Annotated in this window: 14 protein-coding genes; 5 read left to right on the top strand and 9 right to left on the bottom strand. The window is 53.5% G+C overall.

The features are described 5' to 3' along the window. Nucleotides 1-13 precede the first annotated feature (13 nt). Complete coding sequence (locus SH580_RS22205) at nucleotides 14-901, bottom strand: glycosyltransferase (RefSeq protein ID WP_319831574.1); 888 nt, start codon at nucleotides 899-901, stop codon at nucleotides 14-16. Nucleotides 902-1,089: 188 nt separating this feature from the next. Here SH580_RS22205 and SH580_RS14575 point away from each other — a divergent pair, with 188 nt between their 5' ends. Then, nucleotides 1,090-1,911, top strand: a complete 822-nt coding sequence (locus tag SH580_RS14575) for an HAD-IIB family hydrolase (RefSeq protein WP_319831573.1) — start codon at nucleotides 1,090-1,092, stop codon at nucleotides 1,909-1,911. A 156-nt stretch (nucleotides 1,912-2,067) separates the two neighbouring features. Here SH580_RS14575 and SH580_RS14570 read toward each other — a convergent pair whose 3' ends face one another. From SH580_RS14570 to infA, 7 genes are all read right to left on the bottom strand, one after another. Continuing rightward, nucleotides 2,068-2,376 (bottom strand): hypothetical protein, encoded by a 309-nt coding sequence (locus SH580_RS14570; protein ID WP_319831572.1) that lies wholly within the window; start codon nucleotides 2,374-2,376, stop codon nucleotides 2,068-2,070. Next, nucleotides 2,376-3,110, bottom strand: a complete 735-nt coding sequence (locus SH580_RS14565) for a transposase (RefSeq protein ID WP_319831571.1) — start codon at nucleotides 3,108-3,110, stop codon at nucleotides 2,376-2,378. The genes SH580_RS14570 and SH580_RS14565 overlap by 1 nt, the downstream gene beginning before the upstream one ends. A 115-nt stretch (nucleotides 3,111-3,225) precedes the next feature. Beyond that, the gene (locus SH580_RS14560; RefSeq protein WP_319831570.1) at nucleotides 3,226-5,739 is read right to left on the bottom strand and encodes a DEAD/DEAH box helicase; all 2,514 of its coding nucleotides are present in this window, start codon (nucleotides 5,737-5,739) and stop codon (nucleotides 3,226-3,228) included. Nucleotides 5,740-5,853: 114 nt separating this feature from the next. After that, nucleotides 5,854-8,226, bottom strand: a complete 2,373-nt coding sequence (locus tag SH580_RS14555) for a DUF4838 domain-containing protein (protein ID WP_319831569.1) — start codon at nucleotides 8,224-8,226, stop codon at nucleotides 5,854-5,856. 6 nt (nucleotides 8,227-8,232) lie between these two features. Beyond that, nucleotides 8,233-9,183: a hypothetical protein gene (locus SH580_RS14550; protein WP_319831568.1), complete on the bottom strand. Its 951-nt coding sequence runs from the start codon at nucleotides 9,181-9,183 to the stop codon at nucleotides 8,233-8,235. Nucleotides 9,184-9,312: 129 nt separating this feature from the next. Further along, nucleotides 9,313-10,272 carry a cysteine synthase A gene (cysK, locus tag SH580_RS14545; protein WP_319831567.1) on the bottom strand — a complete coding sequence of 320 codons (960 nt, stop codon included), beginning with the start codon at nucleotides 10,270-10,272 and terminating at the stop codon, nucleotides 9,313-9,315. Between the two features lie 27 nt (nucleotides 10,273-10,299). Next, nucleotides 10,300-10,581 (bottom strand): translation initiation factor IF-1, encoded by a 282-nt coding sequence (gene infA, locus SH580_RS14540; protein WP_345785319.1) that lies wholly within the window; start codon nucleotides 10,579-10,581, stop codon nucleotides 10,300-10,302. Nucleotides 10,582-10,711: 130 nt separating this feature from the next. Here infA and tadA point away from each other — a divergent pair, with 130 nt between their 5' ends. The 3 genes from tadA (at nucleotide 10,712) to SH580_RS14525 (ending at nucleotide 13,395) form a co-directional block, all read left to right on the top strand. Next, entirely contained in the window at nucleotides 10,712-11,236 is a 525-nt protein-coding gene (gene tadA, locus SH580_RS14535; RefSeq protein WP_319831566.1) for a tRNA adenosine(34) deaminase TadA, read from the top strand. An 85-nt stretch (nucleotides 11,237-11,321) separates the two neighbouring features. Beyond that, nucleotides 11,322-12,674 carry an alanine/glycine:cation symporter family protein gene (locus SH580_RS14530; RefSeq protein WP_319831565.1) on the top strand — a complete coding sequence of 451 codons (1,353 nt, stop codon included), beginning with the start codon at nucleotides 11,322-11,324 and terminating at the stop codon, nucleotides 12,672-12,674. Between the two features lie 94 nt (nucleotides 12,675-12,768). Beyond that, nucleotides 12,769-13,395 (top strand): superoxide dismutase, encoded by a 627-nt coding sequence (locus tag SH580_RS14525; RefSeq protein WP_319831564.1) that lies wholly within the window; start codon nucleotides 12,769-12,771, stop codon nucleotides 13,393-13,395. Nucleotides 13,396-13,547: 152 nt separating this feature from the next. Here the strand turns inward: SH580_RS14525 and SH580_RS14520 are convergent, their stop codons facing one another. Then, nucleotides 13,548-15,533, bottom strand: coding sequence for an intermembrane phospholipid transport protein YdbH family protein (locus tag SH580_RS14520; RefSeq protein WP_319831563.1), 1,986 nt, complete (start codon nucleotides 15,531-15,533; stop codon nucleotides 13,548-13,550). A gap of 124 nt (nucleotides 15,534-15,657) precedes the next feature. On the opposite strand from SH580_RS14520, the gene SH580_RS14515 reads away from it, so the two are divergent. Beyond that, nucleotides 15,658-16,455, top strand: coding sequence for an indole-3-glycerol phosphate synthase TrpC (locus tag SH580_RS14515; protein WP_319831562.1), 798 nt, complete (start codon nucleotides 15,658-15,660; stop codon nucleotides 16,453-16,455). Nucleotides 16,456-16,550: the final 95 nt, after the last annotated feature.

Here is a 16,550-nt window from a genome sequence, read left to right as displayed (position 1 = left end):
CTGCCGCAAATCATCACGAGGACCCCATAATCAGCACCAAGTTCGCCTCACGCTGTAACTGCGGCGACTCTCCATAGGTCTTTACAAGCATCTCCAGATTTTTACGCTCATCAGGCCGGGCCATAGCTACCAACATAGGCTTATCCGGCTGATACAAGAAGCGGCGCACATCCTGGACCAACTGCGAGGGCTCATCATCCTCACGTGGCGCACGAAAGTTACTCAGATCGACGCCCGGCGGAATCACTTCCATACGCTCGGGAATATAGTTTTCATATTGCTCGTATTGTTCTCTCACCTCCTGCCGCGTGCTGGTGCAAATAAGTGAACATGTCTCCAATGCAAACTCCTCGGCCTCAATGCGCGTGGAGATCGCGTAGCGAGACTCGATTTTCTCCGCACTCAGACCAGATTCTTCTAAACGCTGTCGCTTCACGCGTCCTAACGAATGCCCTGTAAAAACAAATGGAATTCCCAGCAAGCGTGCCAACTGTCCTCCGCCATAGCCCGCATCCGCATAGTGCCCATGAATCACATCCGGCACCGTACGCGTCCGCTGAAAGTGGTTGAGGCATTGATCCACAAACATCTCCATGTAAGGCCACAACTTCGACTTACTTAAATAGCGCTTGGGACCAAAGGGAATACGCACGATATAAGCCTTATCTGCGATAGGCTCCTCCAGTTTAGCATAATCATCCGACACTTTATCATCTATAATCTGACGGGTAATCAAATCCACCCGATCCACATCCTCACGTTCTGACAACGCACGGGCTAATTCGAGCACATAGCGCGTCTGCCCGCCCGTGTCTTCATCACGCCCCAATTCAAGTTCTTCCCCACGAATCAAACCATGTAGGCTGATCAATGCGATTCGGATTCCTGTTTCTTTAACCATAATATTGTATTGGTAGAATTCTTTCTGAGAGTAAGAGCACCTTGCATTCTGCAATCATCCGCCGGCAAAGTGACCGGCATTCTGCATGATTTGCTGAATAAAACTGCCTATCTATAGAATATGCAGACCGCATGCCGAAATGAACTCGCTTGCGTCCCTCACAGACACAGGCTAGCTAATCCTACCTGATGAATCATTTCAACCCCGAAGCCAAAATCGCACCCACCGTGCTCGCGACTGATCTCGATGGGACACTCATTCCCTTGCCCGATAGCCCGAAGCACCCCGGCGACTTACGAGCGCTCAGTCAGGCACTTTCCAGCTCGAACGCAAAGCTGGTGTTTGCCACCGGACGGCATTACGAATCGGTCGTCGAGGCCATGCAGCAATACGACCTCCCCTCTCCCGAATGGATCGTCTGCGATGTAGGCAGCGCGATTTATAAACGCATCGGCGACAGCTTTAAAGTATTCACCGCTTACGAAGCACATCTAGAACAAAGTTCCGGTGGCGTCGACCGCCAAGCTGTCGAAGAAGCTCTATTCACAATCGAAGGGCTCGAATTGCAACCGCCCGACCATCAACAACGCTTTAAGATCAGCTATCAATCTGCAGCGGACACGGTGACTCGCTTAGTCGATAACATCAGCCAACGCCTCAAACAAGCTCAACTACCCTACGACTGCATGGGAAGCCTCGATCCATTTCTAAATTGCGGGCTGATTGATGTCATGCCGCGGGGCGTATCTAAAGCCTACGCCTTACTCTGGTTGAGCACCCACGCCGACTTTCGCCCCGACGAAGTCATCTACTCAGGCGACTCAGGAAATGATTACGCCGCACTCGTCAGTGGGTTCCGTGCCATCATTGTGGCAAATGCCAGCGAAGGGCTCGCCGATAAAGTGCATGTAGCACTGGCAGAACGCTCATTACAAGAACGGCTATATTTAGCGGAGCACACCGCCACCAGCGGTGTATTAGAAGGCTGCCGACACTTCGGCTTAGTCTAAAGCCTGCAGTTCGCTATTCCAAAGCTCTGAAGCGATAACCTCAAAGATCCACGAATTGGCGTGACCGTAATGCTTTCATATAAGATCAGCCATATTCTAAGGCTCAAGAGCCTGCTCAGTAGATTGAGCCTGACACGCACATAGCCGACATCCGCCTCAACCAAACACCTGCCTACGCAGCCCCTGAATCACAGCCAAGCCACCCCAATCACCACGCATCGCATTCACCTTCGGAGGGTGCTTTCGCCCACGCTCCATTTGCCACGCACCCGTAAAGCCACGCACAAACTCAGCCGACCCCAGAATGGCACCGTCGGTAAAATAACGCACCCGGCAGCGCAGCATCACCGACTTCGGCAATTGACCGCCCTCTTCATTTAGCACCTTCAAAGCAGCCGCACGCTCCACCTCAGACAGGTCAGCATCCGCCGCACGCTTGCCAAAGATCAACTGACGATGCTGCATCAAGGCCTCTGCCAAACCAGCCCCCGACGACAAGTGTCACCCCAAACATGTAACAAACCAGCTCGACATCCCATCCGAGCGTCCACCTTCGACTTGGAGTCTTCTGTGCCCCCTGAGCTCATTAAGCCAAGCGACGCCACCGCCTCCGCGTAGCCGCAGAAACGATAATCCTTAGGATCCTCCACCAGCCCCGCACGCACCGGATTCAGATCAATATAAGCCGCCATCGTTTGCAGCGGATTGCCATGCCCCTCGACCAAGACCGACTTAAAACGGTCCGCCCACAGAGTGCCATAGCGCTTATGATTACGATTAAACCAGACTGAAAAACGCTGCTTCACCGCCTTCATATATTCAGAGACATCGCCCATCCGCGCCAACAGTTTCGCGCGCAACAGCTGCGCCTCCTCAGAGTCAGCCTCCAACTGAGAGCGCAGCACCTTGACCGAAGCCGCCTGATACTTGGTAGGTTTCGGGTACAGCACCTGATAGCGGCGCATCAACTCAGCATCATCCACCTGCTGACGATCCGGCACACGCAAAAGCACGTGAAAGTGATTCGACATCACACAATAAGTCAGCACCTGCACCCCGCAAAAATCAGCCACCTGCCAGATCATCTTACGCAGCATCTCCTTCTCACGCCCCTGGAACAAGCGCTCCCCATTCACCACCCGCGTCATGCAATGATAAACCGCATCGCGACCATGAACCTTTGTGCGACGAACCTTCATACTTTCAACAACATCAACATTCTCGACGAAGTCAACTCATTTCTTATAGCCTGGTTATTAATATTGAGTGAGAGTTGGAGTTGAGCTATACGCATTGCTACAGAGAAAGAATCAGCTACGATGGAAGTAACTTTGCGAGGTCTTCGAGATCGCCGAAATGTTCGGCTAGGTCTTTGGCGCTGCCTAGATGGCCTAGGGTGCTCTCGAAGAGTTCGCGTTTTTCCTTTTTGAGGTGCTGTATGCGCTCTTCGATGGTGCCTTGTGTAATCATCCGGTAGACGAATACGCGGCGATCTTGGCCGATGCGATGCACGCGATCGACTGCTTGGCTCTCGACAGCGGGATTCCACCATGGATCTAGTAAAAAAACATAATCTGCCGCATGTAGGGTGATACCTGTGCCCCCGGCTCGTAAACTGACTAAGATGACTGCGGGCCCTTGTGTCTGCTGAAAGGTATCAACTGGTTTTGCCCGGTTCTTAGTGCGCCCGCTCAATTCGAGTAGGGCCACCTTGGGAAAGGTCTCTTTCAGTAGTGGCTTTAGCCGCTTGAGCAGGCTAACGAACTGACTAAAAATTACGACCTTGCGTGCGCCGTCGCCACTGAGCGCATCTTCCAGACGCGTCAGTAGCATTTGTATTTTGCCGCTTTGCTGAATGTCTGCATGCACCTCGGGGATGAGGCCGGGATCGCAGCAGGCTTGGCGCAAGCGTGTGAGCAGAGAGAAGAAATGCATCGACTGTGTCTGCATGGCCGACTGCAAGTCGTCGCCCAATTCATCTCGACCACGCTCGAGTAGATTCTCATAGGTTTGGCGCTGCAGCGCTGTTATAGGACAAATCAAGTCCATCTCGACCTTGGGCGGTAGATCCTTGCCGACTTTATCTTTTTGACGGCGTAGGATGAATGGGGTCAATTGCTGCCGTAAACGCTTGGCAAAGGTCTCGCGAAATTTGGTAATTGGGGAATCGAGTGCTTCCTCGAAGCGGCGCCGCGAGCCGAGCAAGCCTGGCATCAAAAATCGAAAGAGCGTCCAGAGGTCTAATAAGCGGTTTTCAATCGGCGTCCCTGTCAGTGCGAGTCGACATTCGGCCAAAATCGAACAGCAGGCTTGGGTCACTTTAGCATCGGGGTTTTTAATCTGCTGTGCTTCGTCCAGCACGGCATAACCAAATTCGGCGGCGTCTAACAAATGCTTATGTCGGCGCAGCTGCGTATAGCTCGCGATCCATAGGCGGGGGGCGCCTAGGCTCTTTTGAGAAAAGTCGTTTCCGCTGGAAAGAATCTCTGTTTGAATTTCGGGATACCAGCGCCGCGCTTCACTCTCCCACACGGGGACGACACTGGCGGGACATACTATCAGACTATCCTTATTATGGTAAGGATAATGGTGTAATAGCGTCAACACCTGCAAGGTCTTACCAAGCCCCATTTCATCGGCCAACAAGCCATGACAGCCAAGTTCGCGCAGCTTCGCCATCCAACGCACGCCTTGCGCTTGATAATCGCGTAAGAACTCAGGTAATGCTAGCTCGTCGTCGGAAGCTTGCTCGAGTAAATGATTACGCCACTCGGACAGTTCTTCCTCAAGGTCGAGTTCTGCGCCGCGTTCGCTAAAGAGGGAAAAAACCATATAGCGCGGCCAGGTCTGCGCCTCTTCGAAATTCGCCGCTGCAGCCACATGCCACTCCGCTAGTGCAGCCGACTGCTCCTCACCGATACGCACCAACCCGAGCCCTCTTACGACATGGGTGCCTCGCCCTGCTTTGGCCAACCGCTCTGCATCTTCTGGATCCAACCAATGCCGACCAAGCTTCAAGCGCCAATCCACACGCATTTGTTCTTTGCCAGCAGACTCCACGCGCCCAACCACTTTGACATCACGCACGCCTTCGGCCATTCGCTGCGCTTCTAAATCAAGATCGATGAAGTTGAAAACATCCTCCCAACGCTTGCGTGTATGGCTAAAAAATGGCGCAATCCGCTCGGGATCGTAAAGGATATAATCGTTGGACTCTCGCCGGAATTGAAAACCCGCATCGCGAGCCTTCGCAGTGAGTCGCACAAGAGCTTCTCGCTCCGCAGAGTGCATCGGCACTTCATCGCTACGAAATGCTGGCTCATGGGAAAAGTCCGCATTGGTCCAGTAAGCCGTCAGCCTGAGTCCGGCGGGGAGGCCTTCGAGCTTAGGCGTCAAACGACGAGCAGGTGCCGTCTCCACGACGACTTCCGTGGCATCTGCTTCAGCCTGCTCTTCCTCCTCTGCGACTGACTTTGGCTCATATGGAAGTGGGTCAATCTCGTCCGCGATCAACTCTTCGACTTCATAAAGTCCAGCAACTGCCACTGCATCTCCCAGTGCATTATCATCGATGGAACTGCGAACCTTCGGCCCCTGAGGCGTCCATTCAATGACCGCATAACACGTGTCTTTACGTGCAAACTGGCAATGCACGATCGCCTCGTCGTTGGCCAACTCTACGCCAGAAATTTGCCCCTTGCGATAGATCTCGCGCCCACGCCGCAAGGCTTCCCTAGAGAAGGACTGCTCCCAATCCAGGCCCACATTATCAAACCACACTTCAAGGGCGGCATTATTATAAACACGACTGGATAAACGCGAAGACATCGAGACAGATTTAACCAGCCACGATAGCTTTCTCGCAAACAAGGCGGCAAGTAGAATTCAGCAAAATTCTCGACTACGCGATATGACGGCCTGCCCGCAGTCACGACAACCCGATTAAGGTTTCGGCGCAACACGCCCAAAATCGAGCTCACTCAAGTCGAGAAAATCTCCAGGATATTGACGCGAGATAACAATGCGAAGGCGAACATCACTGGCATTATCCGGAGCCACAAAGGGCAGACGAATCGTTGTCGGTTGCGACCGATGCTCGATCGGCAAGCGCAGCGGCATTTCAGATTCCAGGCTACGCCCATCACGATCCAACCAAGCCACGTGAACATTCACACGATTATCGAGGCTCGTCTTCCAATTACCCGTCAAGCGGAATTCATACGCATCCTGCTCAACGACAGGGAAAGTGCGGAAGATTGAAACAATATCTGCGCCTGACAGACGCAGCCCCGCAGACTCCAGCTTGGAATGCTGACTCGCCTCCACCTTGAAGTGTTCGCTGGCGCGATAATCAAGATACCAACCAGCGACTCGTGGCAAAGCAGGACCCAGAAAATCACGCGCACGATAGTCACGGTGCTTCAGCGTCGGGTCCTCTGACAGACTTTCAAACGCTCCGGGTGCTTCCTGTAGCAAACCCATTGCCAATCGTTCAGGATTGGATTGACCGAGAGCAATGCTACGGCGTTCGGGTGCATACGAAGAACTACCGACATAGCCCTCAAAATAACTGCGGTATGCCTGATCGGCCGCCTTAAAAATTTCCAATAAGATCTGGATCCCAGCAGAAGGCTCACCATCCAGACATGCAGTGACCAGCGCTCTTCTCGATTGATCAAAGCTCGCGTATAACTCCGTCAAACGAAAGGCCTCTGAGACCACTTCAACGCGTTGTTGATAGCGTAATGCGTCCGGCTCAGCCGCGACATTATCCGCAGCCACCTGCAAGTAAGCACGCATTTGCTGCAAAACCTCGGGAGTGAAGAGCGCGATGCTCGACTCGTCCTTATACAGTTTTATCCAGTCGGCAGCGCCCTCGTGCTGGTTCCGGTAATCCTCCGCAGTCTCATAAAAAGCACGCATCGCTCCGGATGCCGCTCCAAAAAAGCAAGCGTAATATTCATCCAACAAAGCGTCGGCATCTTGAGTTGGATCCCAAAGCAACTCCGAGCCCAGCCAAGCCTTGGCACCGTCCAGCCCCCAGAATGACGGAAGTTGGGAGAAGAAAACGTCAACTCCCTCATCCGCCATGTATCGCAGGCTCTCCGCAATCCACTGGTTAAACTGACGAGGATACGGGTACGGCGCTCCGAAATAATAGTCCCAAGTCGCGACCCGCTCGGCCCCGGAGCGGGTCCATGCACGAATCAAATCCTTATCCTGCTGCCGGTAGTCCGGATCGTGCCACTGCGCACGATCTGAAGTCAGTACCGGCATGACACGCGGATGAATACGAATCGCAGGAGCAGGCTCGGTCCAATAATACGAGAGCGCTGTCAGGTAGCGGTCCTCCCCCGAAGGCGTTTGCCAAGCACCGCCTACCTCAAACACACGCTCCGCGACTTGATTCATAAAACCAAAAACTAGATTGGTATAATCCGGACGACCTCTGAAATAACGCAGCGGACTGACAGCCGCCTGCGTTCGCTCGCTGGTATCGAAAAGCACATTGTCGTTAATCGAAAGTGAGAAACTGGTACTATCAGGATGTTCGGCAAAATGATTTAACGCCGCCTGCGCCGCAACTTCAACCGCGCCAGGCTGGGTAAAATCCGGCTGTGGATCGGTGGCTCCACTACCAAGAGGCGCCCGGCGCCGTCCATTGACCAGTGAGAACACTTCCGGCTTCGATTCAAACAACTCACGGTTAAAAACCTTAGCTAAGTTATGATTGAAGGAATACACGGAGTTGAGACGATTCCTCCGGGCAAAATCGGTATTCACTGGATAAAATCGCCGCTGCACGAAAGCCGGCGCTTCACGCCAAGATCGATTTGGAAAGTGAGCTTGTGAAGGTGGAACCAACTCAAAGCCCACGTCGCCAGACCAATACCAGCGCGCGCCCAACAGGTCGTTCATAATCGCATAGAGCGCATTACGCCAACCTGATTGGTCCGCACTACGGATGATCACACGAGTACGCTCTCGCTGGATGGTAAAGGCCCCACCCTCTCGACCGTCTTGCACGTGCTCGAAATAGAGCGCATTTTTAGGATGCCCTTCAGACACGAGCTTGGGCACAGCTCCACTGTGGACTTGTAACTGCTCCAATAAATCGTCGACCGAAGCACGCAGCTCATCCGACATCTGAGGCGGAAGAACGATCGTCGTAATATCTGCAATCGACAACTGAGCCGAGCCGACAGCCTGCTGTGGCTTCCAAGACTGTGCACGATGATCCAGCACAGCCACACAAGGCTGCAGAAATGTAGCCGCAAGAAACGCAAGCGGGAGCGCTTTATTCAGCTTAAGCAAAATCAATTAAGGTGCCGGCGTCGGCACGGCTGGCATTGCAGGTGCGCTACCGCCCCCCATGCCACCTTGCATCATCATGAGCCCCATAATTGGCATCATTGCGCCTTGCAGGGCTTGGTCAAATTGCTCTTGAGTTTCCGCCGCATCGATTTGCCCTAAAATGCCCTCAAACATCGTGATTGCTCCCATGATTTGAGGTTTATTTTTCGCAATCTCTTCGGGCGAAATCGCCTCTAGCTGCGCCTTAGCATTGGCCATATCAGAGGCCCAGCTGCTGGCCATTTCGGTCGGCACCCAACGGTTCTCTACTTTAGAAAATTCCTCAGTATTCACAGTGCCATCAGGCAAGGTCATTTCCAAGGATGCCGTGGTGTCCGTGCTCGCGAGTAATTTCACCGCGCCGAAATCCAATGGATTGGGCTCATCACTCAGCTGAGCAAGGTCCTGGGAAAAATCGACCAAGGTCGAAACCGTCGTCTCGCAAAACGCCAGACCATCAAACGCCTGCAGCCCTTCCGCACTTGCCAGCGAACTATCGGTAAGGGTCTTCACAAATCCGATAATCGAAGGCCATGCAGCCTCAATTTTTGCGATCTGCTCAGCAGGCTTCTCACCACCTAACTGGGTATTTAAGATAAACTCCTTTTGCTTATTCGCCACATCTGCCAAGCGACCAATCAAAGCAAAGCCTTTATTATAGATCTCTGCATCGACCTTAGTGCCCGCCAGTTGCGCCACCGTGTTGACGTCATTTTGATAGCTGGCAGGCATCGCCTCCCAAAGAATCGCCCCGTTGCCGTTGCTCAATTCCGTTGCAATCGTTTGAATGGCCGCATCCGGTGCGTCTGGAATACTTGCTTCCGGTTTTTCTGTGGATTCTGACTTAGAACCACAGGCAGTGAATACGAACGCCGCTAAAGAGACGCAGGGGAAAAGGATTTTTGCAGTAACCGACATATAATTTGCTGGGTTGAGTGAATTTAAAGAAACGATAGGCTGACCGTAGATAGAGGAGAAGGTAAACACAAAAAGCCCCGAACCCGCTAGGGATCGGGGCTTAGTAAAACTATAGTTGCGAACAAAAGCTTAGCTTGCAGTTGCAGCCGCCATCTCTTCACGGGCTTTCTCTGCCAATGGAGTGGAGAGGTAGCGCTCGCCAAAGCTGCATGCAACGGTAACAATCCGCTTACCAGCCATCTCAGGGCGCTTGGCGAGTTCCATCGCCGCCCAAACATTTGCCCCGGTGGAAATACCGACCAGAAGACCATCTTTTTCTGCCAGCGACTGTGCGGTGGCAAATGCGTCTTCATTCGAAACTTTGATCACATCGTCGATGATATCGGTGTTGCAGTTCTTTGGAATAAAGCCAGCTCCGATCCCCTGAATCTTGTGTGGACCCGGGCCCTCGCCTGAGATAACCGCGCTGTTGACAGGCTCAACGGCGACAGTCAGCAGTTCCTTGCGAGACTTAATCACCTCCGACACACCAGTGATAGTGCCCCCGGTACCTACACCAGCGACAAAAGCATCGATATTACCATCAGTCGCGGCCCAAATTTCCTCGGCAGTCGTCTTACGGTGCGCTTCAGGGTTGGCAGGATTTTCAAATTGTTGCGGCATGTAAGCCTTTTCGCCATATTCCTTGACCAATTCTTCGGCGCGAGCGATCGCCCCCGGCATGCCCTTAGGCCCAGGTGTCAAAACAATCTCAGCCCCCAGCATACGAAGCAGCACACGGCGCTCCACCGACATCGTCTCCGGCATAGTAAGAATGAGCTTATAACCTTTAGCCGCACAGACAAAGGCCAATGCGATACCAGTGTTACCTGAAGTCGGCTCAATAATAATGCTGCCCTCGCCGATTTTTCCATCGCGCTCGCCAGCTTCGATCATGGCCTTACCAATACGATCTTTAACACTCGCAAGAGGATTAAAGAACTCACATTTCACATAAATGTCAGCGTTCAGGCCGGCAGTCGTGTTGTTAATTTTTACCAAAGGCGTGCTGCCCACGGTGTCAGTAATGGAGGCGTATAGCTTATTCATGATTCGAGAATATAGGGAGGAAGAGAGCTATCGACGACGTGGACCGTAACTTCGCTTAGGCGCATTGCGCTGCACATGAGCGTTACGTAAACGATAGACGATGCGCGCCTTATCCAAATCGTAAGGGCTCATCTCCATTTTTACGGTATCACCAGTCGTGATCTTAATAAAGTGCTTGCGAAGTTTACCCGAGATGTGAGCGAGCACCTGGTGCCCATTCGCAAGCTCGACACGAAACATAGTGCCCGGGAGGACCGCTACAATTTTGCCTTCGACTTCAACGTATTCTTCGCTTTGTGCTTTTGCCATAGATAATTAGGAAAGCGGCGAGACAATCGCCTTTATACTAAAAGTCAAGAATGCTCTCACATACCACAGTTCCCTCAAGCCTAATCTCTCTTCCTCTATATTTCAATACGCCTCCTTCCAGTCCCATCACATGACCTGTCCCTTCGAAAAGATCTATCCATCCGAACTCAATCGCGACGCCAGCTACTACATGACCCACGCCTACAATGAGGCGATTGAGGCATGGAAAAAAGATGAAGTGCCCATCGGTGCAGTGATCGAACACAACGGACGCATCATCGCTGCCGCGCATAACCAATCGCGCACCGCCAACGACCCAACAGCACACGCAGAAATCCTCGCGATCTCCCAAGCAGCCAACACCTTGGGCGACTGGCGACTCAACGAATGCACACTCTACGTGACCAAAGAGCCCTGCCCGATGTGCTCCGGAGCTCTGGTAATCGCCCGCATCGGCAAGGTTTACTACGGCTTACCCGACCCCAAAATGGGTTGCGTCGGCGGCGCGACCGACCTAGGCGCACTCCCCCGCAGTAATCACAAATTCGAATCCACCGGCGGCGTATTGGAAGAGTTGAACCACCAAATTTTAAAGGCCTTCTTCGACAAGAAGCGCCTCGAAAATAAAGAGCGCAAAACGCTCGACTCCGAATAAATAGCCCAAGCGACTCACAAGGTCGCCCCGCCACACGCAAGCACGAACACCCTCACCCTCCGAAAACACGCCACCTACCAAGCCTATGATCGATGACCTTCTCTCCAAACTCAACGGCCTCGTATGGGGGCCCTTCATGCTCACTCTAATACTGGGCACTGGCATCTATTTAACCATCCGGCTGCGATGCATGCCCTGGCTCAAACTGGCAGCCAGCTTCAAACTACTCTGGAAAGGGCGCCAGAGCCATTCCAGTGCGGGCGAAATCTCACCTTTCAACGCATTGATGACCTCGCTCTCGGCGACCATGGGCACAGGTAACATAGCGGGAGTTGCCACTGCCATTGCGCTCGGCGGCCCCGGCGCCATGTTTTGGATGTGGCTGACAGCGCTGGTGGGCATGGCCACCAAATACGCCGAAGCCGTCCTGGCGGTGGAATACCGCGAACAAACAGACTCCGGCCGTTACGTCGGTGGCCCCATGTATTATATTCGCAATGGACTTGGCAAGAAATGGACCTGGCTGGCAGTCGCCTTCAGCTTTTTCGGAGCCATTGCGGGCTTTGGCATCGGCAACACCGTACAGAGCCACTCCGTCGCCGATGCACTCTACACTTCACTGAATATACCTGTCGAAGCGACAGGCCTAGTGTTGATGTGCCTGGTTGGCTTTGTGATTCTCGGTGGAGTGAAACGCGTCGCAGCTGTAGCAGGCAAGCTCGTGCCGATCATGGCACTCAGCTATCTGGCACTCGGCATTGCAATCATCGTGATCCATATCGCCCAGGTGCCCGAGATGATCGGGCTCATCTTAAAAAGTGCCTTCACCGGACATGCCGCCGCGGGTGGCTTTACGGGCGCAGCAATGATGGCCGCGATTCGTTTCGGTGTCGCGCGTGGGGTCTTCTCCAACGAGGCCGGCCTCGGTAGCGCTCCGATCGCCCACGCACATGCCCAAACTAATAGCCCCCGCCAACAAGGCATGATTGCCATGCTCGGCACCTTCATAGATACCATCGTCATCTGCAGCATGACTGGCTTTGCGATTCTACTCACGGGGGTATGGACCAGCGGCGAGTCCGGTGCACCACTGACCTCAGCAGCCTTCGAAACCGCGTTCCCAGGAGTCGGCCAACTCATCGTTTCAATTAGCTTAGCCACCTTCGCCTTTACGACATTGATCGGTTGGTCGGTCTATGGAGAGCGTTGCGTACATTACTTATTTGGCGAAAAATCAATCTGGCCTTTTCGTATTTTATGGACAGTGGCCGTGCCCATTGGCGTGCTAATGGAGCTCGACTTTGTATGGCTCATGGCCGACACATTCAACGCCTTGATGGCGATCCCCAACCTCATCGCGCTGCTGGCGCTGAGCGCGGTCGTCGTCAAAATCACAAATGCCAGCTCCAACGACAAAAAAGCGCTGCCCAATCAGTAGAAATTTCCAATCAGTCATTTGACAGTGAGTCGGACACTCCACATCATCTTACATTCTCTCTAAGAAACTAAACCTAAATTATAATAAAAAAACCATGGCACACGAACTACCCGCACTTCCTTACGCAAATGATGCGCTTGAGCCGCACTTTGATGCGCGCACAATGGAAATCCACCACGACAAGCACCACAACGCTTACGTCACCAACTTAAACGCCGCCCTCGAAGGCACTGGCCTCGAAGACAAAAGCCTTTGCGAAATCATCGGCAACCTCGAAGCAGTTCCTGCTGAAAAACGCGGCGCAGTACGCAACAACGGTGGTGGCCACGCCAACCACAGCTTCTTCTGGAAAATCCTCAGCCCCAACGGTGGCGGCGCTCCAGTAGGTGAACTCGCTGCAGCCATCGACGCAGAACTCGGCGGCTTCGATGCCTTCAAAGAAGCATTTGCAAAAGCTGGTGCCACACGTTTCGGCTCCGGTTGGGCTTGGCTCATCGTAAAGGCAGACGGTTCACTCGCAGTGACTTCCACTCCCAACCAAGACTGCCCTTGCATGACAGGTGTGGCTGAAGTTGAAGGCAAACCCGTCATCGGTCTCGACGTTTGGGAGCACGCCTACTACCTCAAGTATCAGAACCTTCGTCCAAAATACATCGAAGCATTCTGGAATGTCGTCGATTGGAACGCTGCCGAGGAGAACTACAAGAGCGCAAAAGCGTAAGTAATTTAGAAAAGGCCGAGGCCTGATGGTCCCGGCAAGCTTCATAACAAAAGCCGTCCCCCCACCGGGACGGCTTTTTTGTGCCATAATCCTAATCGAAAGATTTCCGACTGGCAGCGCGTTTTTTCAGTCACACAGACAGGCAGTCGAATTCAAAACTCCAGCTCTCCGCGCTGAATCATACGCAGCAGCTCTAAGACTCCGGCAGTATCATCGACGTTAACATTCAGACTAAAATCCACAGGCACCATCGTGTTCCCCTGCAAAGACTCGCCAAAGAGCTCCAATCGAAATGGTCGAGTGGGATTATCATCAGGAAAAACATCGATGCTGAAACGCTTGAGCGCTAAATCTTCAAACGCGCGCTCTGCCATGCGATACTGCTTATAAGAAGGGCTCCCTTCCGCCATGCCCCGCGTGAGTAAACCAGTCACATCATAGCGCAAGCGCGCCCCCTGCTCGGGGTCGACATCGAGTCGCCCATCTGTCAATACAGGCTGTCCCTCTTTAAATACACCCACCAAGTGCCCGGATAACTTCCCCGAGACCTCTCCCTTAAACTGAGGCACAGCAGTAGCGAGTTGAGCGAGGTCGATCTCTTTCAATCCAATACGAAAACTGAGCCCCTCCAGCTCTGATGGATCGATTTCCATCGCATCGATAAACAATTCGCCACCCAGAAATCCCACATGCACTGGCTGCAAGGCCAACAAGGCATCCTCATCCGTCCGCATCTCTAGATTCAATTGATCAAAGCCAAAACCAAGCACATCCAGCAGCTCAATATTCAGCTCCAATAAACCACTCTGTAGCCTGGCATCCGAGACTTCCAGATCGACCTGAGCCCGCGCATTTTCAAGCGAAACGCCGGTAGTGGTCAACGCGGCCTCCCTGACCAGCGTATCCACTTCAATTTGCGCACTCACAAGCTGCCACGCAGCAAACACTCCTTCGCCCTCCGCACGCAGCTCTAAGTCTACGGTCAAGTCATCAGGAACTCCAGCCAAGTCAAACGCACGCAAAAGTTCAGCATCCACCGAACTCGCCTCCAAATAAAAACGCCCCCTTCCGTTTCCTTGACGCAACTGGGCCCAATCCTCATGCGCCACAGACAGTGAAATAGACTTACCGATGCGTAATTCCCCCGCCAATGCCGCATGGTCTTGCCTAACCGCCCACTCGCCGCCCGTCTCCATCCAAGACCCCACTCGAACCGAATCGATGTCCCCCTTGGCGTAAGATCGCACACGCCCTGCTCGATCACGAGCCAGGCCCGCAGCCATTTGCTGTAAAATTAACTCCCCCGTAGGTGCATAGATTTCAACCGCCCCCAGATCAGCCAGCACGCTGTAGCTCAACTGCTCCGGTGCCACACGCAACCAACGCGCATAGCCCGAAGCATCCAAAAAACCACGGCCATCTCCCATCGAATTGACATATAGCTCCCCGCCTGCCTGCGTCCACTGCGACGAGATCGCTTGCAAATAATCTGCCTGAAAATGATCCCAATCCTGCCCACTGAGTGTAAAATCCAGCGAGAGACCCTCGCCCCCAGCCAGCACCTTGAGGCGCGAGTCCAACTCAAGCCCACGACTCTTTAAGTGGGCCGCAATATGCGTCGCCTCCCCCATTCCGCGCAGTAGCGAAAGCTCCAAGTCGCCATGCAACGACTGTCCACCGGCGACAAGCATCCAATCCGCGATTGTCACGTCCAGCGCTAAAACAGGCAAGCCATCGATCAAAGTCGCCCACTCTGCGACCTTCCCCGCGAGACTCGATCGATCCCCAACCTGGTCCACCGAGTCACCACCCCCGGCTTTCTCGACTGCAGTGTCCTCACTCAATCGAATATGCACAGCATCTACATACACACTGCCTACATAGCCCTCGGCTAACGACCAAACTTGGCTCCATGGACAAAAAAGGCGCAAGCCCTCCACACGCAGATTCGCCTCTTGATAGTGCGTCACCTGCAACTCTGCCCCCGACAAACTGAGACGCAGCGATTCCAGCTCCAGCTGCCCGCCACGCGCCTCCAAGCGTGGCAATACGATCGCTTCAAAGATCGCAGCACTTTTAAAATACAAGACCCCCAAGCCAACCATGACAAATACCCCTGCAAGGCAAAAAGCTCTCATCCACGGTTGAATCATATTTCCCAAAGAATACATGCTGCCCACAGCTAAGTTCAAGCGAATAGCCCGAATGCATGAAACTCCGGCTTGAACTTCACGCAGAGCGCAGACACTTTCCCCATAAAGTATGGACAAATTATCCGAAATCATGGCCGCCAAGCGGCACTCCCTGCGAAATCAAATACGCCCCGTCCGCGATCAGGAACTGGAGCGTCTCGGTCGCATGCAGACCCAAGGAGGCAGCTTCCTCAAAGCCCTGGCCCGTAAAGATCGTCTCTCTGTGATCGCCGAGATCAAGCGGAAGTCGCCCTCCGCCGGTGAGATCGCATCCGCCTCACTCGATGCGGTCGAGCAGGCCCGCGAATATATCAACGCCGAGGCCGACTGCCTCTCCATCCTCACCGATACCGATTACTTCGGCGGTTCCTTGAAAGATCTCTGGGATGTCGTCGAGTTCCTCGAATGCCACAATCGCAAGACGCCTTGCCTGCGCAAAGACTTCATGGTGCACCCCGTGCAAGTCGCCGAAGCGGCCGAAGCAGGGGCCCGTTGCATCTTGATCATCGTCCGCGCCCTGGAAAACGACGAGATTAAAGCCCTGCGCGACGCCGCCGGTATCGCCGGACTCGATGCGCTCTACGAAATCCACGAAGAACGCGAGCTGGAGAAAGCGCTCAAGTTCGACCCCAAGATTATCGGCGTCAATAACCGAGACCTCAAGCGCTTCAAAACCGATCTGGCCACATCCGAGCGATTGATCCCTCAGATTCCCGACGGGATAATCAAAGTCAGCGAAAGCGGCATCTTCGACCTCGAAGACGCCGAACGCGCCAGCGCCTGCGGTGCCGATGCTATTCTCGTCGGCGAAGCCTTGATGAAATCGGAAAACCCCGAAGAACTCATCGAAGCCTTCCACAACGCTTAATTGAACATCGAACATCGAACTCCCAACATCGAATCATGAAGCATTCCCACCTATTCAACGTTCAGCGTTGGACGTTCAATGTTCCACGTTCAAGC

The organism is Coraliomargarita algicola, from assembly GCF_033878955.1.
GTDB classification, from domain to species: Bacteria; Verrucomicrobiota; Verrucomicrobiia; order Opitutales; family Coraliomargaritaceae; genus Thalassobacterium; species Thalassobacterium algicola.
The sequence above is the reverse complement of the archived record's forward strand: the minus strand, read 5'-3'. Positions and strand labels throughout refer to the sequence as shown.

Coding starts and splice junctions, on each gene's coding strand:
- SH580_RS22205 (WP_319831574.1), bottom strand. CDS start 901: ATGGTTAAAGAAACAGGAATCCGAATCGCATTGATCAGCCTACATGGT.
- SH580_RS14575 (WP_319831573.1), top strand. CDS start 1,090: ATGAATCATTTCAACCCCGAAGCCAAAATCGCACCCACCGTGCTCGCG.
- SH580_RS14570 (WP_319831572.1), bottom strand. CDS start 2,376: ATGCAGCATCGTCAGTTGATCTTTGGCAAGCGTGCGGCGGATGCTGAC.
- SH580_RS14565 (WP_319831571.1), bottom strand. CDS start 3,110: ATGAAGGTTCGTCGCACAAAGGTTCATGGTCGCGATGCGGTTTATCAT.
- SH580_RS14560 (WP_319831570.1), bottom strand. CDS start 5,739: ATGTCTTCGCGTTTATCCAGTCGTGTTTATAATAATGCCGCCCTTGAA.
- SH580_RS14550 (WP_319831568.1), bottom strand. CDS start 9,183: ATGTCGGTTACTGCAAAAATCCTTTTCCCCTGCGTCTCTTTAGCGGCG.
- cysK (WP_319831567.1), bottom strand. CDS start 10,272: ATGAATAAGCTATACGCCTCCATTACTGACACCGTGGGCAGCACGCCT.
- infA (WP_345785319.1), bottom strand. CDS start 10,581: ATGGCAAAAGCACAAAGCGAAGAATACGTTGAAGTCGAAGGCAAAATT.
- tadA (WP_319831566.1), top strand. CDS start 10,712: ATGACCTGTCCCTTCGAAAAGATCTATCCATCCGAACTCAATCGCGAC.
- SH580_RS14530 (WP_319831565.1), top strand. CDS start 11,322: ATGATCGATGACCTTCTCTCCAAACTCAACGGCCTCGTATGGGGGCCC.
- SH580_RS14525 (WP_319831564.1), top strand. CDS start 12,769: ATGGCACACGAACTACCCGCACTTCCTTACGCAAATGATGCGCTTGAG.
- SH580_RS14520 (WP_319831563.1), bottom strand. CDS start 15,533: ATGAGAGCTTTTTGCCTTGCAGGGGTATTTGTCATGGTTGGCTTGGGG.
- SH580_RS14515 (WP_319831562.1), top strand. CDS start 15,658: ATGGACAAATTATCCGAAATCATGGCCGCCAAGCGGCACTCCCTGCGA.